Origin of the sequence: Pseudomonas sp. (genome assembly GCF_048269965.1) — a bacterium.
Classification (GTDB): Bacteria; Pseudomonadota; Gammaproteobacteria; order Pseudomonadales; family Pseudomonadaceae; genus Aquipseudomonas.
This window is the reverse complement of the sequence record NZ_JBLWTV010000010.1, coordinates 110517-129704: the sequence shown is the minus strand read 5'-3', so window position 1 is coordinate 129704 and position 19188 is coordinate 110517. Positions and strand designations below refer to the sequence as shown.

Sequence of the window (19188 nt, the reverse complement as noted above, 5' to 3'; positions counted from 1 at the left end):
AACGGTCGAGCTGCGGGTTCCTTTTCTCAGCGGCTCAGTCCTGAGCCGTGCCCATCAGCTGGCCCATGCGCACCGGGCTGCCAGCGTCCAGCTCCTGGGCCCATTGCACCTGATTCGGGCCGAACAGGACGATGGCCGTGGAGCCCAGTTTGAAACGCCCCATTTCTGCGCCCTTGGCCAGTTCGATCGGCCCGCGCGCCTGCGCGTCATAGCGGGTGCTCTTGAGCTCGCGCTTGGGCGGCGTGACCAGGCCGGCCCATACCGTCTCGACGCTGGCGACGATCATCGCGCCCACCAGTACCACCGCCATCGGTCCGCGCTCGGTGTCGAACAGGCAGACCACGCGCTCGTTGCGGGCAAACAGTTCCGGCACATTTTCCGCGGTGGTCTGGTTGACCGAGAACAGGCGGCCCGGCACGTAGACCATTTCTTTCAGCGTGCCGCCCAGCGGCATATGGACGCGGTGGTAGTCCTTTGGTGAGAGGTACACGGTGGCGAACTGGCCACCCATGAACGGCGCTGCGCGTTCGGCGTCGCCACCGAGCAGTTCGACAGCGCTGAAGCTATGGCCCTTGGCCTGGAAGATGCGGCCGTGCTCGATGGCGCCGAGTTGGCTGATCGCCCCGTCGGCCGGGCTGAGAATGGCACCGGGGGCTTCATCCAGCGGGCGCGCGCCGTCTTTCAGGGCGCGGGTGAAGAATGCGTTGAAATGTTCGTAAGCACGCAGGTCCTCGACTTGCGCTTCGCTCATGTTGACCTGGTACTGCTTGGCGAACCACGAGATCAGCGGATTCTTCAGCCAGCCGATACGGCATTCGGCAACGCAGCCGATCAGGCGCGACAGCAGGTGATGAGGCAGCAGGTATTGGCTGAGAATAAAAAGACGTTGTTTCATCGTGTTTCCTTGAAGGTTCTGAGCCGGCGCTGGCGTGGCCAGGCCGGATGCAACTGAATGGTCGACGGGCTCAGCGTTCGATTGGCGTATCAGGCAGGTTGCCCCACTCGGACCACGAGCCTGCGTAGGCCTTTACACGCGGGTAACCGAGCGCCTTGGCGACCACGTAGCTGAAGCCGGAGCGGCGGTGCGTCTGGCAGTGAGTGATCACTTCCTTGTCCGGCGTGATGCCCAGGCCTTGCAAGACGTCGGCGATATCCGTGCGGATGCGCATGCCGCGTTGCGGGTCCATGCCAGCGGTCCACTCGAAATGGGTGGCGCCGGGGATGTGCCCGCCACGCGCGGAGCTCAGTTTTTCGCCGCGGTATTCGTCCGCAGCGCGCACGTCCCAGATGGCCAGGTCGGCAGCATCCAGGCGCGATTGCAGGTACTCGCGGGTGGCGGTGGGGGCATCGCTCAGCGTCAGCGATACCTGGGTGCGGGTCACTGCGGGCTGTTCCTGGCTCAGTTCGAGGCCATCGCTGATCCAGGCCGGCAGGCCGCCATTGAGGAAGTGGTAACGCTGATGGCCGATCACGTCGAGCAGCCAGATGAAACGACCGGCCCAGGGGCCGCCCTCATCGTCGTAGACCACATAAGTGGCATCCGCACGGTGACCGATATCGGCGAACAGCGCTTCGAGCTGCGCTCGCTCGGGTAACAGGCCGGGAGCGGGTGGCACGCCCAGTTGCGTGCGCTTGGCATCCACCCAGCGCGCGCCCGGAATGTGGCCGGCGGCATAGCGCGCCGCACTGCTCAGATCGAGCAGGATCAGGTCGTCTGCATCCAGGCGTTCGGCCAGTTGGGCAGGCTCGATCACCAGTGGCAAGTTGTCGAAGGCGGACATGACGGCCTCCCTGAATGAAAAGAGGTCGATTGTAGCGGAAACAGAGCGCTTCAGCGCCCGCGCCTGGAAAAGCTGCCCAGTGCGCGTTCGATGCACTGCACGGTCTTGCCGAACGCCTGCAGGCAGACGTCATTGAGCGGTTGGCCGTCCTGATCGGCCACGACCAGCATCACCACCCGACCGTTGTTGGCTACGGAACGCAGCAGCAGATGCTCGCTGGGGAACAGGGCCTTGAGGTTGCCCGGCAGCAGTGCTGAAAACTGCGCCACGTTGCCGGGCGTCAGGCGCAGTTGCCCCGGCGTGCTGAGCAGGCGTTTCAACACCTGGCTTTGTGCCGGGTCGAGGCTGAGGGTGGCCGCGCTGGCATCGAGCCCCACCTGTTGCTGGGTTTGCAGGCGGGTGTGCTGGCGATCGGCAAGCAGCAGCAGGACGCGTTTCAGGCCGCAGGCCTGCAAGGCGTCGCGAGCGCAGGCGGTCAGCTGCGGCACGTTGGCAAAGGTGCTGGGTTCGGCGAGCAGGCGTGCACAGTGCTGACGCCAGGTGGCAAGGTCATCGCGCTGGGGTGGCGCTGCGGTGGCAACGGCTGGTGTCAGGCGATGGGCGTCCCATGGCCAGATCAGTGCCTGGGCCGGGTGCCACAGCGCGTGATCGTGAATCAGGCGGGCGCTGCTCACGGCGTGCTGGTGCACTTGCTGTTGCAGCTCGCTCAGAGGTATCTGCAGATAAAGTCCGGTAAGGCGCTGCCAGCGCAGGCTGTGCGCGGTATCCCAGGCATGGTGAGCGGACACTGCCAGGCCGTTGGCCAGCAGCACGCAATTGCTCGGATGGGTGAGCCAGTGCCGCAGGGGGATGTCGGCGTCGAGCATCTGCTGCTGATGTAGCGGGTGTTCATTGTCGCGTGCGATGTGCAGCGCCCGGACCAGTTGGCGCCGATCACGCTCGAGCAGGCGGTAGCCGCGCACGATCCACTCCGGCAGTCGCCAGCGCTCGGCCAGTTTGACGCACAACTGAATCAGGGTGACGCCGAGCAGCTCTTTCTCGACTGCAGCGGGTCGCTCACCCTTGAGCAGCACACGTTGCTCCCAGGCTTCGAACAGCTGTGGATGGGCACACAGCAATGGCCAGATCGGCGCCAGAAACAGCAGGCTGCAACCATGCAGCTCGTTCCACAGGCGCGCCAGGCGTGCGCCGAACAGGCCGCGAGCCTGTTGGCTGGCATGCTGACTGATCAGCAAAATCTGCTTGAATGGCAGAGGGATGTCGTGCTCTGGCAGGGCAGGTGCCTGATTGAGAAGAGCCTCGCAGCGGCTCAGGCCCAGGCGCGACAGCGCGGTTTCGACGCTCTCGGCTGGATCGCTGAGGCTGTTGCTCGATTGGTTTGCCTCGCGCAGCACCTGCAGGGCGAAGGAGGGGCTGCATTCTATCGCCTCGGCAATTTCACGCCAGGTTCGGCGGCTGTCTCCCAGGATGCGACGCAGGCGCAAATGCTGCTGCTGCTCGATAGGCAGTGGCAACTTGCCCAGGTGTTGTACCCAGGCGTCCAGAGTGCGTGGCAGAGACTTTGACGTCGGCATATTGGCTCGAGTCGAACTGGCTTTTGACCATAACTGGCTATAGTCTGGCGTATAAGTTCCGATAATTAGAAGGGTTGTTTTCAATAACCCATCCACTAGGCTCTGCAAGCGTTTATTCCATGGTAAAAATCTTAGGCATCATTGTCGTCTTTGGCTGTGTGCTCGGCGGGTTCATACTCTCGGGCGGGAAGTTCATGGCATTGATCCACCCCTTCGAGGTTCTGATCATTGGTGGCGCGGCGCTGGGGGCATTTCTGCAGGCCAACCCGGGCAGCATGTTCATGACGGTGTTCAAGAAGTCGCTGAGCATGTTCGGCAGTCGCTTCACCCACGCTTATTACCTCGAAGTGCTCAAGCTGCTGTACGAGATCCTCAACAAGAGTCGCCGCGAGGGCATGATGGCCATCGAAGCGGACATCGAAGATCCCAACGCCAGCCCGATCTTCAGCAAGTATCCCGGCGTGCTCAAGGACGCGCGGATGACCGCGTTCATCTGCGATTACCTGCGCATCATGTCTTCCGGCAACATGGCTCCGCACGAACTGGAAGGTCTGTTCGACATGGAACTGGCCAGCCTCAAGGAGGAAGTGGAGCACCCGGCGCACGCCGTGGCCAAGGTCGCCGACGGCATGCCGGCCATGGGTATCGTCGCGGCCGTGCTGGGTATCGTGATCACCATGTCGATCCTGGCAGAAGCGGATAACGCACAGATCGGTGAAAAGGTGGGTACTGCCCTGGTCGGCACCTTCCTCGGCATTCTCGCTTCGTACGGTTTCTTCGGCCCGTTGTCGAACGCCCTGGAGCATGATGCCAAGGAAGAACTGAACCTTTACGAAGCGATCAAGGCGACCCTGGTCGCTTCTGCCTCGGGCATGCCGCCGACACTGGCCGTGGAGTTCGGGCGCAAGGTGCTGTATCCGGCGCATCGTCCGAGCTTCAGCGAGCTCGAACAGGCCATGCGCGGCAGCTAAGCCATGGAAAACAACCAACCCATCATCGTCAAGCGGGTCAAGAAGACCGCTGGCGGCCATCATGGCGGTGCCTGGAAGATCGCGTTTGCCGACTTCGCAACCGCCATGATGGCGTTCTTCCTGGTCATGTGGCTGATGACATCGGCCACTCCGGAACAGAAGAAAGCCATTTCCGGCTATTTCCAGGACCCGATCGGTTTCACCGAGAGTGCCAGCCCGTACGCCATCGACCTGGGCGGCACGCCCACGCCAGCGCCAGAGCGCACCCTCAATCCGGATATTTCCGAGACGCCGGAGAGTCAACCGGATGAGGTTGGCGTCAGCACCGATCAGATCGAAACCCTGGCTGAAAAGATGGAGCAGGAGCGTCTGGAGCTGCTGTTGCAGGAGCTGCAGAACAAGGTCGAGGAAAATCCCGAGCTGCAGCGCTTCAAGGACCAGATACTGTTCGAAATCACCCAGGACGGCCTGCGCATCCAGATCATGGACGCCGAGAACCGACCGATGTTCGCCCTCGGCAGTGCCGACCTGCAGCCCTATTTCGAAGACATCCTGCTGGCCATGGCCGATACCATTCGCGCGGTGCCGAACAAGATCAGTATCAGCGGTCATACCGATGCCAAGCCGTTCGTAGGGCGCGGTGATTTCGGCAACTGGGAGCTGTCATCCAATCGTGCCAACGCGGCGAGGCGCACGCTGGTGGCGGGCGGGTATGCGGACGAGCAGGTGGCGCGGGTGGTCGGCTATGCCTCGTCGGCTTTGTTCGACCGCGAGGACCCATTCAATCCCGTCAATCGGCGCATCGATATCGTCGTGCTGACCAAGAAGGCGCAGCGCGCCATCGAGGGCGAACAAGGTGTCGAGGAAGGGGCTGCGCCCGTGCCCGCGCCAGGCGAGGCACCGGCGGACGCGACGAGCGAACCGCTGGCGCCAGAGCAACTGCAGCAACGCCTGAATATCTTCGAAGAAGGCGCCCTGCAGTTCGATCAGCTGGGCAATCAGTAGCCGTCGTCTGGCAGGCTGGCAAGTATATGGCGGTAGCTGGCCATGCGCTGCGCCTGAATGCGCCCGTCCTCGAGCGCCTGCAGCAGCGCACAACCGGGTTCGCGGTCATGCTTGCAGTCACGGAAACGGCAGCGCCCGAGCAGGTCGTGGAATTCGATGAAGCCCGCTTCCACGTCATCACGGCTGACATGGCCGAGGCCGAATTCGCGAATGCCGGGGGAATCGATCAGTTGACCGCCTCCGGGAAAGTGGAAAAGCCGTGCGGTGGTGGTGGTGTGTGTGCCCTTGCCGGTTAGCTCCGACAGCGCGCCGACACGCGTATCGACACCGGGCAGCAGGCTGTTGACCAAGGATGACTTGCCTACGCCGGATTGGCCCACGAATACGCTGACGTTTCCGTTCAGGCGGCTTTTCAGCTGCTCCATGCCATCGCCCTGATGGGCCGAGACCTCCAGCAGCGGATACTCGAGCTCTCGATAGACCCTGAGCAGGGCGTCCAGCGCCACCTGGTTCTGCTCATCGATCAGATCGGCCTTGTTCAGCAGCAGCAGCGGGCGAATGCCCGCGTGCTCGGCAGCTACCAGATAACGGTCGATCAGGTTGGCGTGCGGCTCGGGCAGTGGCGCGAAGACGATGACAATCTGGTCGACGTTGGCCGCCACCGGCTTGAGTTGGCCGCGCATGTCGGGGCGACACAGCTCGCTGTTTCGCGGCAGTTGCGCGACGATGACACCATCACCCTGATTGCCGGGACGCCAGACCACCTGATCGCCGGTGACCAGCGCCGGCAGGTTGGCACGCAGGTGGCAGCGAAACACCTGGCCGGCCAGTTCGCCCTGCAAGCCTTCAATTTCTACCTGTACGCCAAAGTGGGCGATCACCAGACCGGTCTGTTCCGGCCCGAGGTCGCCGCCTTCCAATGCTTCCATTGCCCGTGATTCACGCTTGGCGGCGCGGGCAGCGCGTTCGCCTTGAATCTTTTCGATCCGCCAGTTCTGGCGGCGGTTGAGTTGGCGTTTGGCCATGGAGCATCCGGGTAGTGGAGTGTTGATCGCGGCGAGTTTAGCATGAGCGCTCGGCGGCCATTCGGCTGTCAGGAACAGAGGTTGGGAATGACGACAGGCGAGGGACGAGCGGTGCTGCGGCTACCGTTATTGCGCGCTCTTTTGGCGCAGGGCCTGGCCTTGGCGCTGGTGGTGGTGCTGGTCTATCTGCTGGCGTTGCTGCCCTGGCGCATGTCGCTGTTTTCGGTGGCGCTGCTGCAAGGTGTCGTGGCTGCCGGGATCGGCTGGCGCCTGGGGCTGTCACGTTGGTGGTGGTGGATCAATCTGGCGTTCCTGCCCGCACTGCTGGTGACGCAGCGCGCCGATTTGCCGGCCTGGCTGTTCCTGCTGGGCTTCGTGCTGTTGCTACTGGTCAACTGGAACAGCCTGCGCGAACAGGTGCCGCTCTACCTGAGTGGACGCAAGGCGCAACAACGCCTGCTGCAGTGTTTGAGCGAGCGTGAGTTGCCGCTGCGCTTCGTCGATCTGGGGTGTGGTACTGCAGGTACGCTGCTGCAGCTGGCCAGACGGTTTCCGCGCGGGCAGTTCGTCGGTGTCGAAACGGCGCCCCTGCTCTTCGCATTCGCCTGGCTGCGCTGCCTGCTGCAGGAGAACTGCAGCATTCGTTATCGGAGTTTGTGGCAGGTCGAGCTTGGCGATTTCGATGTCGTCTACTGCTTTCTCTCGCCGGTGCCGATGCCGCGTCTGTGGGCCAAGGCGCACGTCGAGATGCACGCCGGTAGCTGGCTGATCAGCAACACCTTCGAGATTCCGGGCGTGCCGGCTGATCGCGCGCTCGACGTCAACGAAGGGCGGCAAACGTCGCTGTTGCTCTGGCAGATGCGGGGCGCCGAGATCCGCTAGACTTGGCGCCTGAGCCAAGGAGCCTAACCATGCAAAACCCCAACAACCTGATCTGGATCGACCTGGAAATGACCGGGCTGGAGCCGGAGCGCGATGTGATCATCGAGATGGCCACCATCGTCACCGACAGCGAGCTGAACGTGCTGGCCGAAGGCCCGGTGATCGCCGTTCACCAGAGCGACGCGGCCCTGGCCGGTATGGACGAATGGAACACCCGTACCCATGGCCAGAGCGGCCTGACCCAGCGCGTACGTGAGAGCAAGATCGACACGGCGGCGGCCGAAGCACAGACCATCGCCTTCCTCGAGCAGTGGGTGCCCAAGGGCAAGTCACCCATCTGCGGCAACAGCATTGGCCAGGATCGCCGCTTCCTCTACAAGTACATGCCGGCGCTGGAAGCCTACTTTCACTACCGCTACCTGGACGTATCGACGCTGAAGATCCTGGCCGGTATGTGGGCGCCAGCGGTCAAGGACAGCTTTCAGAAAACCGCCACCCACCAGGCGCTGGATGACATTCGTGAATCCATCGCCGAGCTGCGTCACTACCGCGAGCATTTCCTCAAGGTCTAAGCTCGCCTGTAGGGTGCGCCGTGCGATACCCGTGATGCAGGCGTCAATTCGCCCGTATGCAATCCGGGGAAATGGGCGGCGCTATTCCCGGATTTCATCCGGGCTACAGGGCGCCGTGCCGCTCCAGCGCCCACTCGACATGCTCGCGCACCAGCGGCGATGGATGATCGCGACGCGCCTCCAGGGCCTGTAGCACCGGGATGGTCGAGGGCGCATTGCCCAGGCCGACCGCCAGGTTGCGCAGCCAGCGCTCGTAGCCGGCACGGCGTAGCGGCGAGCCTTCGGTGCGGCTGAGAAACTCCTCTTCCGTCCACATGAAAAGCTCGGCCAGGCCGCTGTTGTCCAGGCCGTGGCGCGGCTGGAAGTCGCTCTGCTCGGTGGGGCGGGCGAAGCGATTCCAGGGGCAGACGATCTGGCAGTCGTCGCAGCCGAACACCCGGTTGCCGATGGGCGCACGCAGCTCCTCCGGAATGGAGCCTTTCAGTTCGATGGTCAGGTAGGAGATGCAGCGCCTGGCATCCAGCACGTAGGGGCCGGTGAAGGCCGCAGTGGGGCAGATATCCATGCACGCGCTGCAGCGTCCGCAATGCTCGCTGCCGTGTGGGGCATCCACCGGCAGTGGCAGGTCGACGAACAGTTCGCCGAGAAAGAAATAGCTGCCGGCCTTGCGGTTGAGCACCAGGGTGTTCTTGCCGATCCAGCCGAGCCCGGCCTTCTCGGCGATGGCCTTTTCCAGCACCGGGGCGCTGTCGACGAAGGCGCGGTAGCCGAACGGGCCGATCTGCTGCTGGATGCGTTCGGCCAGTTGTTGCAGGCGCTTGCGGATCAGCTTGTGATAGTCGCGGCCCAGGGCGTAGCGCGACACGTAGGCCTGCTCCGGTTCCTTCAGGCGCTGGGCCATCTGCGTATCGCCAGGTAGATAGTCCATGCGCAGCGACACCACGCGCAGGGTGCCGGGCACCAGTTCGTCCGGGTGTGAGCGCTTGCTGCCATGAGCGGCCATGTACTCCATCTCGCCCTGGTAGCCGGCCGCCAGCCAGCGCTGCAGGTGCGCTTCGTGTTCGCCCAGCTCGACATCGGTAATACCGACCTGCTGGAAGCCCAGCTCGCGTCCCCAGTCCTTGATGGACAGGGCCAGGGCGTTGAGGTCGAGGGTTTGGTCGGACATGGGCGGGCGCAGGCGATGGACGTAGGTATAATTCTGCCAGACATCCGTCGCGAGCGAGCCATGCATTCACTATCCGCCTCTTTACCGTTGAGCTTGCACAGTGCCGAACAGGTGCGTGCGCTGGATGCGCAGTTGATCGCCGCCGGCACCCCGGGCTTCGAACTGATGCAGCGCGCCGCCCACGCAGCCTGGCGCGCCCTGCGCAGGCGCTGGCCGGATACCGGCGAACTGACCGTGCTGGCCGGGCGTGGCAACAATGCCGGTGACGGCTACCTGATTGCCGCCCTGGCCCTGCGTGCCGGATGGCGTGTGCGGGTGCTGGCGGTGGGCGAGCCCGCTGCTCTGAGTGGCGACGCAGCTCAGGCCTGCGCCGAGGCGCGAAGTGCGGGCGTGGATGTTTTGCCCTGGAGCGAGTGCGCGCCCTTGGCCGGTGTGGTGGTCGATGCGCTGCTCGGCACGGGCCTGGCGGGTGCGGTGCGTGAACCCTATGCCCAGGCGATCCGTATGCTAAACCAGAGCGGTTTGCCGGTGCTGGCGGTGGATATTCCCTCAGGTCTGCACGCCGACAGCGGCGCACGTCTCGGTGTGGCAGTGCGCGCCGATCTGACCCTGACCTTCATCGCCCTCAAGCTCGGCCTGCTGACGGGCGTTGGCCCGGAGCTGTGCGGCGAGCTGCAGTTCGACGATCTGCAAGGCGATGCCCGGCTATTGGCCCAGGCGCCCAGCGTGGCGCAGCGTCTCGATCCGGCCAATCTGCCGCGCCTTGCGGCGCGCTCGCCGGTGGCGCACAAGGGGCAGTTCGGCCACCTGCTGGTGATCGGTGGCGATCTGGGCATGGGTGGCGCCGCGCTGCTCTGTGCCGACAGTGCCCTGCGTGCCGGCGCCGGCCTGGTGTCACTGGCGACGCGGGGCGAGCATGTCGCGGCTGCGTTGATGCGTCGGCCTGAAATCATGTGTGCGGCGGTGGCTTCGGCCAATCAGCTGCTGGCACTGAGCGGGCGCGCCGATGTCTGCGTGGCAGGGCCTGGCCTGGGTCAGGGTGCCTGGTCGCGCAGTTTGCTGTCTGGCGTCAGCGGTCTCGATGCGCCTCAGGTCTGGGATGCCGATGCGTTGAATCTGCTGGCTGCCGGGCAGGTCGCCGCGCCTCGCCAGGGCGTGCTTACACCGCATCCGGGCGAAGCGGCGCGTTTGCTGGGCATCGATACCGCCGCCGTGCAGGCTGATCGGCCGGCTGCAGCGCGGGCCCTGGCGCAACGTTTTGGTCTGGTGGTGGTGCTCAAGGGTGCCGGCAGCCTGGTCGCTGCACCGGATGGGCGTCTGGCGCTGTGTGATCGCGGCCATCCGGCGATGGCGGGTGCGGGGTTGGGAGATGTCCTGGCAGGGTTGATCGGTGCGCTGCTGGCGCAAGGCATGGCGGCTTATGATGCGGCCTGCCTGTCGGTATGGCTGCACGCGCGGGCTGGAGAGGTGCTGGCGGCGCAGGGGCGCGGGCTGGCTGCCGGTGATCTGCCCTGCACCATTCGTCAGTTATTGGAGGAGTTGAGTCCGTGTGTGAAGTGAAACTCGAAGCGGCCGATGAAGCGGCGATGCTGGCCTTGGGCGCACGGCTCGCCGAAGTCAGTGGTGGCCTGGGCATCATCTATCTGCATGGCGATCTGGGCGCCGGCAAGACCACCCTCTCACGTGGCATCCTGCGCGGCCTGGGCCATGCTGGCGCGGTCAAGAGCCCGACCTTTACCCTGGTCGAGCCCTACGAGATTGGCGACGTTCGGGCCTTTCATTTCGATCTTTATCGTCTGGTCGATCCAGAGGAGCTGGAGTTTCTCGGCATCCGTGATTACTTCGAAGGGGATGCCTTGTGCCTGATCGAATGGCCGCAGCGTGGCGCGGGCGTTTTGCCAAAGCCCGACCTGGACATTACCATTAGCTCCCAAGCGGGCGGCCGTTCGCTGTTGCTGCAGGGGCATGGGGCTCGAGGGGAGGCCTGGTGCAAGGTCCTGAGCGGCAATGAATGAATAAGAAACGATGGGGTTGGTTATGCGCATAGGCGCGCTGGTTACCGCTGTGGGGGTGTTGTTGGCGGCCCTGGCTGCCGAGGCCCTGGCTGCCTCCGATATACGGAGCGTGCGCCTGTGGCGTGCCCCGGACAATACCCGTCTGGTCTTCGATCTGTCTGGCCCGGTGCAGCACAGCGTGTTCACCCTGGCCGCACCTGATCGCATCGTTATCGACGTCAGTGGCGCCAAGTTGGCTACCAGTCTCGAGCAGCTTTCGCTCGCTAACACCCCGATCACCGGCGTGCGCTCGGCCCAGCGCAGTGCTGATGACCTGCGCGTGGTCATCGACCTGTCGGCACCGGTTTCGCCCAAGAGCTTCACCCTGGCGCCCAATCAGCAGTATGGCCATCGCCTGGTGGTCGATCTGTTCGATCAGGGCAGTGCCCCGCCCGCTACGCAGGCGCCCAGCATTGCCTCTGGCGCACCTCCTGTGCCGGTCACGCCGACCCAGCCGCCGCCGAAGTTGACACCCGTGCCCAATGGCAAGCGCGATATCGTCGTCGCCATCGATGCAGGTCATGGTGGCGAGGACCCGGGCGCGCTTTCGCCGGTCAAGGGGCAGTACGAAAAGCACGTGACCCTGGCCATTTCCAAGGAGTTGCAGCGGCAGATCAATGCCGAGAAGGGCTTCCGTGCCGAGCTTGTGCGCACCGGCGACTATTTCATCCCGCTGCGTAAACGCACCGAGATCGCGCGCAAGAAAGGTGCCGATCTGTTCGTGTCCATTCATGCCGACGCGGCGCCGCGCGCCTCGGCGTTCGGCGCTTCGGTCTATGCCCTGTCCGAACGTGGTGCCACGTCCGAGACCGCGCGCTGGCTGGCCGACGCCGAGAACCAGTCCGACCTGATTGGTGGCGCCGGCAATGTCAGTCTCGACGACAAGGACAAGATGCTCGCCGGCGTGTTGCTGGACCTGTCGATGACCGCTTCGCTGTCCTCCAGCCTCAATGTCGGGCAGAAGGTGCTGTCGAACATGGGTGGCATCACCCCGCTGCACAAACGCCGCGTCGAACAGGCAGGCTTCATGGTGCTGAAATCGCCGGATATTCCCTCGATCCTGGTGGAAACCGGCTTCATCTCCAATCCCAACGAAGCCAAGAAACTGCATAGCGCCAGCCATCAGCAGGCACTGGCGCGTTCGATCACCTCCGGGGTCAAGCAGTTCTTCCATGAAAATCCACCGCCTGGCACTTACGTTGCCTGGCTGCGTGACGAAGGCAAGATCGCTGCTGGCCCGCGCGAACATGTGGTGTCGCGGGGCGAGAGCCTGGCGCTGATCGCCCAGCGTTACCAGATCAGCCTCGCGTCCCTGCGCGGTGCGAACAAGCTCAAGGGTGACGTGATCAAGGTCGGCCAGACATTGCAGATACCCGCCACAGCGCTGGCAGCCCAGTAGTGAGTGTCATGTCCCGTATTCATTTGCTCAGCCCGCGCCTGGCCAACCAGATCGCCGCGGGCGAGGTGGTCGAGCGCCCGGCTTCGGTCGCCAAGGAACTGCTGGAAAACAGCCTGGACTCCGGTGCCCGGCGCATCGATGTCGAGGTCGAGCAGGGTGGCGTCAAGTTGCTCAAGGTGCGCGACGACGGTGGTGGTATCGCCCCGGACGACCTGCCCCTGGCGCTGGCGCGCCATGCCACCAGCAAGATTCGTGAGCTGGAAGATCTCGAGGCGGTGCTCAGCATGGGCTTTCGCGGCGAGGCGCTGGCGTCGATCAGCTCGGTATCGCGCCTGACGCTGACCTCGCGTACCGCCGGCGCCGACCAGGCCTGGCAGGTGGAAACCGAAGGCCGCGACATGGAGCCACGCGTGCAGCCTGCCGCGCACCCAGTCGGCACCTCGGTGGAAGTACGCGATCTGTTCTTCAATACCCCGGCGCGGCGCAAGTTCCTGCGGGCGGAGAAGACCGAGTTCGATCATCTGCAGGAGGTGATCAAGCGCCTGGCGCTGGCGCGCTTCGATGTGGCTTTCCACCTGCGGCACAACGGCAAGACGGTGTTTGCCCTGCACGAGGCGGGTGACGAAATCAGCCGTGCGCGCCGCGTCGCGTCTGTCTGCGGGCCGGCTTTTCTGGAACAGGCGCTGCCAATCGAGATCGAGCGCAGTGGTCTGCGCTTGTGGGGTTGGGTCGGCTTGCCGACCTTCTCCCGCAGTCAGGCGGATCTGCAGTACTTCTACGTCAATGGGCGCATGGTGCGCGACAAGCTGGTGGCCCATGCGGTGCGCCAGGCCTATCGCGACGTGCTGTTCAATGGCCGTCACCCGACCTTCGTGCTGTTCCTGGAAATCGATCCGGCGACGGTGGACGTCAACGTGCACCCGACCAAACACGAAGTGCGGTTCCGTGACAGCCGCATGGTCCACGACTTCCTCTATGGCACGCTGCATCGCGCCCTGGCCGATGTGCGCCCGGAGGATCAGGTGGCAGCGCCGGCGGCCGTATCGCCGATGATGCGCCCGAGCGGCCTGGCGGCCGGTGAGTTCGGCCCGCAGGGCGAAATGGGCCTGGCGGCCAGCATTCTTGAAAGCCCGGCTCCCAGCGTGCAGCCGGCCTGGCGCGGCAGTGGCGCCGGATATCAGCAGCCCGCAGGCAACCCCGGCGTATCCACTGGCGAAGCCCAGGCCGCGTATCGCGAATACTTCTCGCCGTTGCCGAACGCTCAGGCTCAGCCCATGCCGCAGGAGCAGGGCGACATTCCACCACTGGGTTACGCCATGGCGCAGCTCAAGGGCGTCTACATCCTCGCCGAAAACGCCCAGGGCCTGGTGGTGGTGGACATGCACGCCGCGCACGAGCGCATCACTTACGAGCGTCTGAAGCACGCCATGGCCAGTGAAGGCTTGCGCGGCCAGCCGCTGCTGGTGCCTGAGTCCATCGCCCTCAGCCAGCGCGAAGCCGATTGCGCCGAGGAGCATGGCGAGTGGTTCCAGCGCCTGGGCTTCGAGCTGCAGCGCCTGGGTGAGGAAACCCTGGCGATTCGCCAGATTCCGGCGTTGCTCAAGCAGGCTGAGGCCACCCAACTGGTGCGTGACGTGCTGGCCGATCTGCTCGAGTACGGCACCAGCGACCGCATCCAGGCGCATCTCAACGAGCTGCTGGCGACCATGGCTTGCCATGGCGCGGTGCGCGCCAATCGGCGCCTGACCATTCCCGAGATGAACGCTCTGCTGCGGGATATGGAGCAGACCGAGCGCAGCGGCCAGTGCAACCACGGGCGCCCGACCTGGACGCAACTGAGTATGGATCAGCTCGACAAGTTGTTCATGCGTGGTCAGTAATTGAATGAAGCCCTGAGCCAGGGGCGCCCGTCTTCGTGTTTCGAGTCATACCGATGTCTTCGCTTCCTCCTGCAATCTTCCTGATGGGCCCGACTGCCGCCGGCAAGACCGATTTGGCCCTGGAGCTTGCCCGGGTATTGCCGTGCGATCTGATCAGCGTCGATTCGGCGCTGGTCTATCGCGGCATGGATATCGGCACGGCCAAGCCGGAGCGAGTCGTGCTGGACGCGTTTCCCCATGCGTTGATCGATATCCGCGATCCGGCCGAGAGCTATTCGGCGGCCGAGTTTCGCGCCGATGCCCTGGCGGCCATGGCTGAGAGCGCTGCGCGTGGGCGTATTCCGCTGCTGGTGGGCGGCACCATGCTGTATTACAAGGCCTTGCTGGAAGGGCTGGCCGATATGCCTAGCGCCGATCCGGCCATCCGCGCCGAGCTGGAAGCAAGGGCTGCGGTCGAAGGGTGGGAGGCGCTGCACCGGGAGCTGGCTGAGGTCGATCCGCAGTCCGCCGCGCGCATCCATCCCAACGATCCGCAGCGTCTGACCCGGGCGCTCGAGGTCTATCGCGTGAGCGGCCAGAGCATGACCGAGCATCGTCTGCGCCAGGCTGCAGGAAATCCCGATGCGGGCACATCAGGCGCCGGGCAATTACCCTATACTGTTGCTCAGCTTGCTATCGCACCAGCGCAGCGTCAGGTTTTACATGACCGCATCGCTCAACGATTTCGGGTGATGTTGGAACAGGGGTTCGTGGAAGAGGTCGAAGCCCTGCGTAGACGAAGTGACTTGCACGCGGGATTACCGTCTATACGGGCGGTGGGTTATCGCCAGGTATGGGAATACCTTGATGGCGAGCTGTCCCGGGACGATATGGTCGAGCGGGGCATCATCGCCACTCGGCAATTGGCCAAGCGTCAGTTCACCTGGCTACGCGGTTGGGAGAACTTGCACTGGCTCGACAGCCTGGCCTGCGACAATCTGTCTCGCGCCTTGAAATACCTGGAAAGCGTCTCCATATTGAAATGAGACCTTGCCGCTGGTCGTCTATCCTTGGGGGTGGGACGGCCTGAAGCCATTGTTTACCTACTAAAATTATTGAAAATTGATCCTCGAAAGGAGTGCGGCACATGTCAAAAGGGCATTCGCTACAAGACCCTTACCTGAATACCCTACGTAAGGAACGCGTCCCTGTTTCCATCTATCTGGTCAACGGCATCAAGCTGCAGGGCCAGATCGAATCCTTCGACCAGTTCGTCATCCTGCTGAAGAACACTGTCAGCCAGATGGTCTACAAACATGCTATTTCCACCGTCGTGCCAAGCCGCCCGGTGCGTCTGCCAAGTGCTGGCGATGCCGAGCAGGCCGATGGCGAGCCGGGTAACGCCTGATAGGGGGCTGCATTGTTCTTCGAGCGTCATGAGGGCGGTGAGCGGGCCATCCTGGTTCATCTGGAAGGCCAAGACTCCGAGGCGAGCGAAGATCCCCAGGAGTTCCAGGAATTGGCCATGTCGGCAGGCGCTGACATGGTCGCTTTCTTTTGCGTGCCCAGCAGTCGTCTGACTGCCAAGTTCCTTATCGGCAGTGGCAAGGTCGAGGAGCTGCGCGATCAGGTCAAGGCCATCGAGGCCGATCTGGTCATCTTCAATCACACCCTGACACCGAGCCAGGAGCGCAACCTTGAGCGCGCCTTCGAGTGTCGTGTGCTCGATCGCACCGGGTTGATCCTCGATATCTTCGCGCAGCGTGCGCGCACCCACGAAGGCAAGCTGCAGGTCGAGTTGGCTCAGCTCGATCACATGAGCACGCGCCTGGTGCGTGGCTGGACTCACCTCGAGCGGCAGAAGGGGGGTATCGGCCTGCGTGGTCCGGGTGAAACCCAGCTGGAAACCGACCGCCGCTTGCTGCGTGTGCGCATTCGCCAGATCAAGCAGAAACTCGAGAAGGTGCGCAGTCAGCGCGAGCAGGCGCGCCGTGGGCGCAGGCGCGCGGATATCCCTTCGGTTTCCCTGGTGGGTTACACCAACGCGGGCAAGTCCACGCTGTTCAATGCGCTCACCACCTCCGAGGTCTACGCAGCTGACCAGTTGTTCGCCACGCTCGACCCGACTTTGCGTCGTCTGCAGCTCGACGACCTGGGGCCGATCGTGCTGGCCGATACCGTGGGTTTCATTCGTCACCTGCCGCACAAGCTGGTCGAGGCCTTCCGCGCTACGTTGGAAGAATCGAGCAACTCCGATCTGCTGCTGCACGTTATCGATGCCCATGAGCCCGAGCGTATGGCGCAGATCGAACAGGTGCAGAACGTGCTCAAGGAGATCGGTGCACACGAGTTGCCGATGCTCGAGGTATACAACAAGCTGGATTTGTTGGATGGTGTCGAGCCGCAGATCCAGCGCGATGCTGATGGCAAGCCGCTGCGCGTCTGGTTGTCGGCCCGCGAGGGGCGTGGTCTCGAGCTGTTGCGTCAAGCAGTGGCGGAACTGCTGGGCGAAGATCTGTTCGTCGCCACGCTGCAGTTGCCGCAACGTCTGGGGCGACTGCGTGCGCAGTTCTTCGCGCTGGGAGCGGTGCAGAGCGAAGAGCATGATGAGTTGGGGCGCAGCCTGCTGGCGGTACGTTTGCCGCGAGTCGAGCTCAATCGCCTGGTGAGTCGCGAGGGTTTGGAGCCTCAAGCCTTCATCGAACAACATACTTTGCAATAAAGCCTGGGACGGTGGCTTTGCTGTCATCATAGGGCTTTGGGTAGCATTGGCCGGCGCGCCGTGGGCGCGCCTTCGCTTTATCAGTACGGAGAACGCTATGGCTTGGAATGAGCCGGGTGGCAACTCGAACAATCAAGACCCTTGGGGCGGCCGCAAAGGCGGTGGTCGGCAGGGGCCGCCGGATCTCGACGAAGCGTTCCGCAAGCTGCAAGAAAGCCTCAACGGGCTGTTTGGCGGTGGCAAGAAACGTGGTGACGACGAATCGGGGCGCAGCGGCGGCGGCGGTGGCTTAGGCCTGCTGTTCGTCGGCCTTGGCCTGTTGGCGGTGGTATGGCTGTACAGCGCGATCTACGTGGTGGACGAGCAGGAGCAGGCCGTGGTGCTGCGCTTCGGCAAGTACCACGAGACCGTTGGTCCGGGCCTGAATATCTATTTCCCGCCAATCGATCGCAAGTTCCAGGAAAACGTCACGCGTGAGCGCGCTTACACCAAGCAGGGCGCCATGCTGACCGAAGACGAGAACATCATCGAAGTGCCGCTGACCGTGCAGTACCGGGTGACCAACCTGCAGGACTTCGTGCTCAACGTCGACCAGCCGGAAGTCAGCTTGCAGCACGCCACCGACAGCGCCGTGCGCCACGTGGTGGGTTCCACCGAGATGGATCAGGTGCTGACCGAAGGTCGTGAACTGATGGCCAGCGAGGTGCGTGAGCGCCTGCAGCGTTTCCTCGACAACTACCGGACCGGCATCACCATCACTCAGGTGAACATCCAGAGCGCTGCGGCGCCGCGTGAGGTTCAGGAAGCCTTCGATGACGTGATCCGTGCCCGTGAAGACGAGCAGCGTGAGAAGAACCAGGCCGAGTCCTACGCCAACGGCGTGATTCCGGAAGCACGTGGTCAGGCCCAGCGTCTGCTGGAAGAGGCCAACGGTTACCGTGATGAGGTCATCGCTCGCGCCCAGGGTGAGGCGGATCGCTTCACCAAGCTGGTGGCCGAGTACCGCAAGGCGCCTGAGATCACTCGCGAGCGTCTGTACATCGACACCATGCAGGAAGTGATGAGCAACACCAGCAAGGTTCTGGTCACCGGTGACAAGGGGCAGAACAACCTGCTCTATCTGCCGCTGGACAAGATGATCGACAGCCGTGGTGGTGCTTCTTCCTCCAGTTCTGCCAACAGCAGCAATACGACAACGCGTGATCCGGCCGTGCCGCTGAGCAGCGATCTGTCGCAGCGTAACCTGCGTTCCCGGGAGGGCCGTTGATGAACAACAAGTCCCTGATCGGCCTGATCGTGGCCGTGGTCGTGGCCCTGGTGGCATGGAACAGCTTCTATATCGTGGCGCAGACCGAGCGTGCGGTGTTGCTGCAGTTCGGTCGTGTGGTTGAGCCTGATGTACAGCCTGGCCTGCATGTGAAGATCCCCTACGTCAACCAGGTGCGTATCTTCGACGGTCGTTTGCTGACGCTGGATTCGACGTCTTCTCGTTTCCTCACTCTGGAGAAGAAGGCGCTGATGGTCGACGCCTATGCCAAGTGGCGGGTGAAGGATGCCGAGCGCTTCTATCAGTCCACCTCGGGTATGAAGCAAGTCGCCGATGAGCGCCTGGCGCGTCGTCTGGAAGCGTCTCTGCGTGACCAGTTCGGTAAGCGCACCCTGCACGAGTCGGTATCCGGTGAGCGTGATGCGCTGATGGCCGACGTGACCGCGACCCTCAACCGCGCCGCCGAGCGTGAGCTGGGTATCGAGGTTGTCGACGTAAGGGTCAAGGCCATCGACCTGCCGCGCGAAGTGAACCGCAGCGTGTTCGAGCGGATGAGCACCGAGCGTGAGCGCGAGGCGCGCGAGCATCGCGCCAAGGGTCGTGAGCTGGCCGAAGGTATTCGTGCTGACGCCGATCGTCAGCGTCGCGTGCTGCTGGCCGAAGCCTATCGTGAAGCTGAAGAGCTGCGCGGTGATGGTGATGCCCAGGCTGCTTCCATCTACGCTGCTGCCTTCGGTCAGGATCAGGAGTTCTACTCCTTCTACCGTAGCCTGCAGGCTTACCGTGAAAGCTTCGCTGACAAGCGCGATGTGCTGGTGCTGGACCCGGGCAGCGATTTCTTCCGCTACCTGGAAAAATCCAGGCCTTGATCGGCAACCCTGGCGGCGCGATGCGTCGCCAGGGTGACCG

The 19188-nt window shown here is 63.6% G+C and carries 17 protein-coding genes and 1 pseudogene; 13 read left to right on the top strand and 5 right to left on the bottom strand.

The annotated features are described in order from the left end of the window. Positions 1-34 precede the first annotated feature (34 nt). From asd to ACN0X6_RS13765, 3 genes are all read right to left on the bottom strand, one after another. Positions 35-895: an archaetidylserine decarboxylase gene (gene asd, locus ACN0X6_RS13775; protein ID WP_417704693.1), complete on the bottom strand. Its 861-nt coding sequence runs from the start codon at positions 893-895 to the stop codon at positions 35-37. Between the two features lie 70 nt (positions 896-965). Further along, a complete protein-coding gene (locus ACN0X6_RS13770) occupies positions 966-1781 on the bottom strand; it encodes a rhodanese-like domain-containing protein (protein ID WP_417704691.1) in 816 nt (271 codons plus the stop codon). Between the two features lie 50 nt (positions 1782-1831). After that, positions 1832-3355, bottom strand: a complete 1524-nt coding sequence (locus tag ACN0X6_RS13765; protein WP_417704689.1) for an HDOD domain-containing protein — start codon at positions 3353-3355, stop codon at positions 1832-1834. Positions 3356-3474: 119 nt separating this feature from the next. Between ACN0X6_RS13765 and motA the strand changes: the two genes are divergently transcribed. Both motA and motB read left to right on the top strand, forming a co-directional pair. Continuing rightward, complete coding sequence (gene motA / locus ACN0X6_RS13760; protein WP_417704687.1) at positions 3475-4326, top strand: flagellar motor stator protein MotA; 852 nt, start codon at positions 3475-3477, stop codon at positions 4324-4326. Between the two features lie 3 nt (positions 4327-4329). Beyond that, entirely contained in the window at positions 4330-5331 is a 1002-nt protein-coding gene (gene motB, locus ACN0X6_RS13755) for a flagellar motor protein MotB (RefSeq protein WP_417704686.1), read from the top strand. On the opposite strand, the gene rsgA is transcribed toward motB, so the two are convergent. Continuing rightward, positions 5325-6356 carry a small ribosomal subunit biogenesis GTPase RsgA gene (rsgA, locus tag ACN0X6_RS13750; protein WP_417704684.1) on the bottom strand — a complete coding sequence of 344 codons (1032 nt, stop codon included), beginning with the start codon at positions 6354-6356 and terminating at the stop codon, positions 5325-5327. The two genes, motB and rsgA, sit on opposite strands and share 7 nt — an antisense overlap. Before the next feature lie 87 nt (positions 6357-6443). Between rsgA and ACN0X6_RS13745 the strand changes: the two genes are divergently transcribed. Further along, the gene (locus tag ACN0X6_RS13745; RefSeq protein ID WP_417704682.1) at positions 6444-7238 is read left to right on the top strand and encodes a class I SAM-dependent methyltransferase; all 795 of its coding nucleotides are present in this window, start codon (positions 6444-6446) and stop codon (positions 7236-7238) included. A 29-nt stretch (positions 7239-7267) separates the two neighbouring features. After that, positions 7268-7810, top strand: coding sequence for an oligoribonuclease (gene orn, locus ACN0X6_RS13740; RefSeq protein WP_417704680.1), 543 nt, complete (start codon positions 7268-7270; stop codon positions 7808-7810). Positions 7811-7913: 103 nt separating this feature from the next. Here the strand turns inward: orn and queG are convergent. Continuing rightward, a pseudogene (gene queG / locus ACN0X6_RS13735) lies at positions 7914-9018 on the bottom strand (tRNA epoxyqueuosine(34) reductase QueG). A gap of 20 nt (positions 9019-9038) precedes the next feature. On the opposite strand from queG, the gene ACN0X6_RS13730 reads away from it, so the two are divergent. The 9 genes from ACN0X6_RS13730 to hflC all read left to right on the top strand — a co-directional run bounded on the left by ACN0X6_RS13730 (position 9039) and on the right by hflC (position 19148). Continuing rightward, on the top strand, positions 9039-10538 hold the full coding sequence (locus ACN0X6_RS13730) for an NAD(P)H-hydrate dehydratase (protein WP_417704678.1): 1500 nt from the start codon (positions 9039-9041) through the stop codon (positions 10536-10538). After that, complete coding sequence (tsaE, locus tag ACN0X6_RS13725) at positions 10526-10993, top strand: tRNA (adenosine(37)-N6)-threonylcarbamoyltransferase complex ATPase subunit type 1 TsaE (protein WP_417704676.1); 468 nt, start codon at positions 10526-10528, stop codon at positions 10991-10993. Before ACN0X6_RS13730 ends, tsaE begins: the two co-directional genes overlap by 13 nt. A gap of 10 nt (positions 10994-11003) precedes the next feature. Continuing rightward, entirely contained in the window at positions 11004-12431 is a 1428-nt protein-coding gene (locus tag ACN0X6_RS13720) for an N-acetylmuramoyl-L-alanine amidase (RefSeq protein ID WP_417704674.1), read from the top strand. Beyond that, positions 12431-14311, top strand: coding sequence for a DNA mismatch repair endonuclease MutL (gene mutL, locus ACN0X6_RS13715; RefSeq protein WP_417704672.1), 1881 nt, complete (start codon positions 12431-12433; stop codon positions 14309-14311). Before ACN0X6_RS13720 ends, mutL begins: the two co-directional genes overlap by 1 nt. Before the next feature lie 53 nt (positions 14312-14364). Further along, positions 14365-15336, top strand: a complete 972-nt coding sequence (gene miaA, locus ACN0X6_RS13710; protein ID WP_417704670.1) for a tRNA (adenosine(37)-N6)-dimethylallyltransferase MiaA — start codon at positions 14365-14367, stop codon at positions 15334-15336. Positions 15337-15437: 101 nt separating this feature from the next. Beyond that, the gene (hfq, locus tag ACN0X6_RS13705) at positions 15438-15698 is read left to right on the top strand and encodes an RNA chaperone Hfq (RefSeq protein ID WP_003459200.1); all 261 of its coding nucleotides are present in this window, start codon (positions 15438-15440) and stop codon (positions 15696-15698) included. Positions 15699-15710: 12 nt separating this feature from the next. Beyond that, a complete protein-coding gene (gene hflX, locus ACN0X6_RS13700) occupies positions 15711-17012 on the top strand; it encodes a ribosome rescue GTPase HflX (RefSeq protein WP_160019213.1) in 1302 nt (433 codons plus the stop codon). A 97-nt stretch (positions 17013-17109) separates the two neighbouring features. After that, entirely contained in the window at positions 17110-18279 is a 1170-nt protein-coding gene (hflK, locus tag ACN0X6_RS13695) for an FtsH protease activity modulator HflK (RefSeq protein ID WP_417704668.1), read from the top strand. After that, positions 18279-19148 carry a protease modulator HflC gene (hflC, locus tag ACN0X6_RS13690; protein WP_417704666.1) on the top strand — a complete coding sequence of 290 codons (870 nt, stop codon included), beginning with the start codon at positions 18279-18281 and terminating at the stop codon, positions 19146-19148. The genes hflK and hflC overlap by 1 nt, the downstream gene beginning before the upstream one ends. The last annotated feature ends 40 nt before the right edge of the window (positions 19149-19188 follow it).

Excerpts from the sequence above, each read along its gene's own strand:
- asd (WP_417704693.1), bottom strand. The coding sequence starts at position 895 with ATGAAACAACGTCTTTTTATTCTCAGCCAATACCTGCTGCCTCATCAC.
- ACN0X6_RS13770 (WP_417704691.1), bottom strand. The coding sequence starts at position 1,781 with ATGTCCGCCTTCGACAACTTGCCACTGGTGATCGAGCCTGCCCAACTG.
- ACN0X6_RS13765 (WP_417704689.1), bottom strand. The coding sequence starts at position 3,355 with ATGCCGACGTCAAAGTCTCTGCCACGCACTCTGGACGCCTGGGTACAA.
- motA (WP_417704687.1), top strand. The coding sequence starts at position 3,475 with ATGGTAAAAATCTTAGGCATCATTGTCGTCTTTGGCTGTGTGCTCGGC.
- motB (WP_417704686.1), top strand. The coding sequence starts at position 4,330 with ATGGAAAACAACCAACCCATCATCGTCAAGCGGGTCAAGAAGACCGCT.
- rsgA (WP_417704684.1), bottom strand. The coding sequence starts at position 6,356 with ATGGCCAAACGCCAACTCAACCGCCGCCAGAACTGGCGGATCGAAAAG.
- ACN0X6_RS13745 (WP_417704682.1), top strand. The coding sequence starts at position 6,444 with ATGACGACAGGCGAGGGACGAGCGGTGCTGCGGCTACCGTTATTGCGC.
- orn (WP_417704680.1), top strand. The coding sequence starts at position 7,268 with ATGCAAAACCCCAACAACCTGATCTGGATCGACCTGGAAATGACCGGG.
- ACN0X6_RS13730 (WP_417704678.1), top strand. The coding sequence starts at position 9,039 with ATGCATTCACTATCCGCCTCTTTACCGTTGAGCTTGCACAGTGCCGAA.
- ACN0X6_RS13720 (WP_417704674.1), top strand. The coding sequence starts at position 11,004 with ATGGGGTTGGTTATGCGCATAGGCGCGCTGGTTACCGCTGTGGGGGTG.
- miaA (WP_417704670.1), top strand. The coding sequence starts at position 14,365 with ATGTCTTCGCTTCCTCCTGCAATCTTCCTGATGGGCCCGACTGCCGCC.
- hfq (WP_003459200.1), top strand. The coding sequence starts at position 15,438 with ATGTCAAAAGGGCATTCGCTACAAGACCCTTACCTGAATACCCTACGT.
- hflK (WP_417704668.1), top strand. The coding sequence starts at position 17,110 with ATGGCTTGGAATGAGCCGGGTGGCAACTCGAACAATCAAGACCCTTGG.
- hflC (WP_417704666.1), top strand. The coding sequence starts at position 18,279 with ATGAACAACAAGTCCCTGATCGGCCTGATCGTGGCCGTGGTCGTGGCC.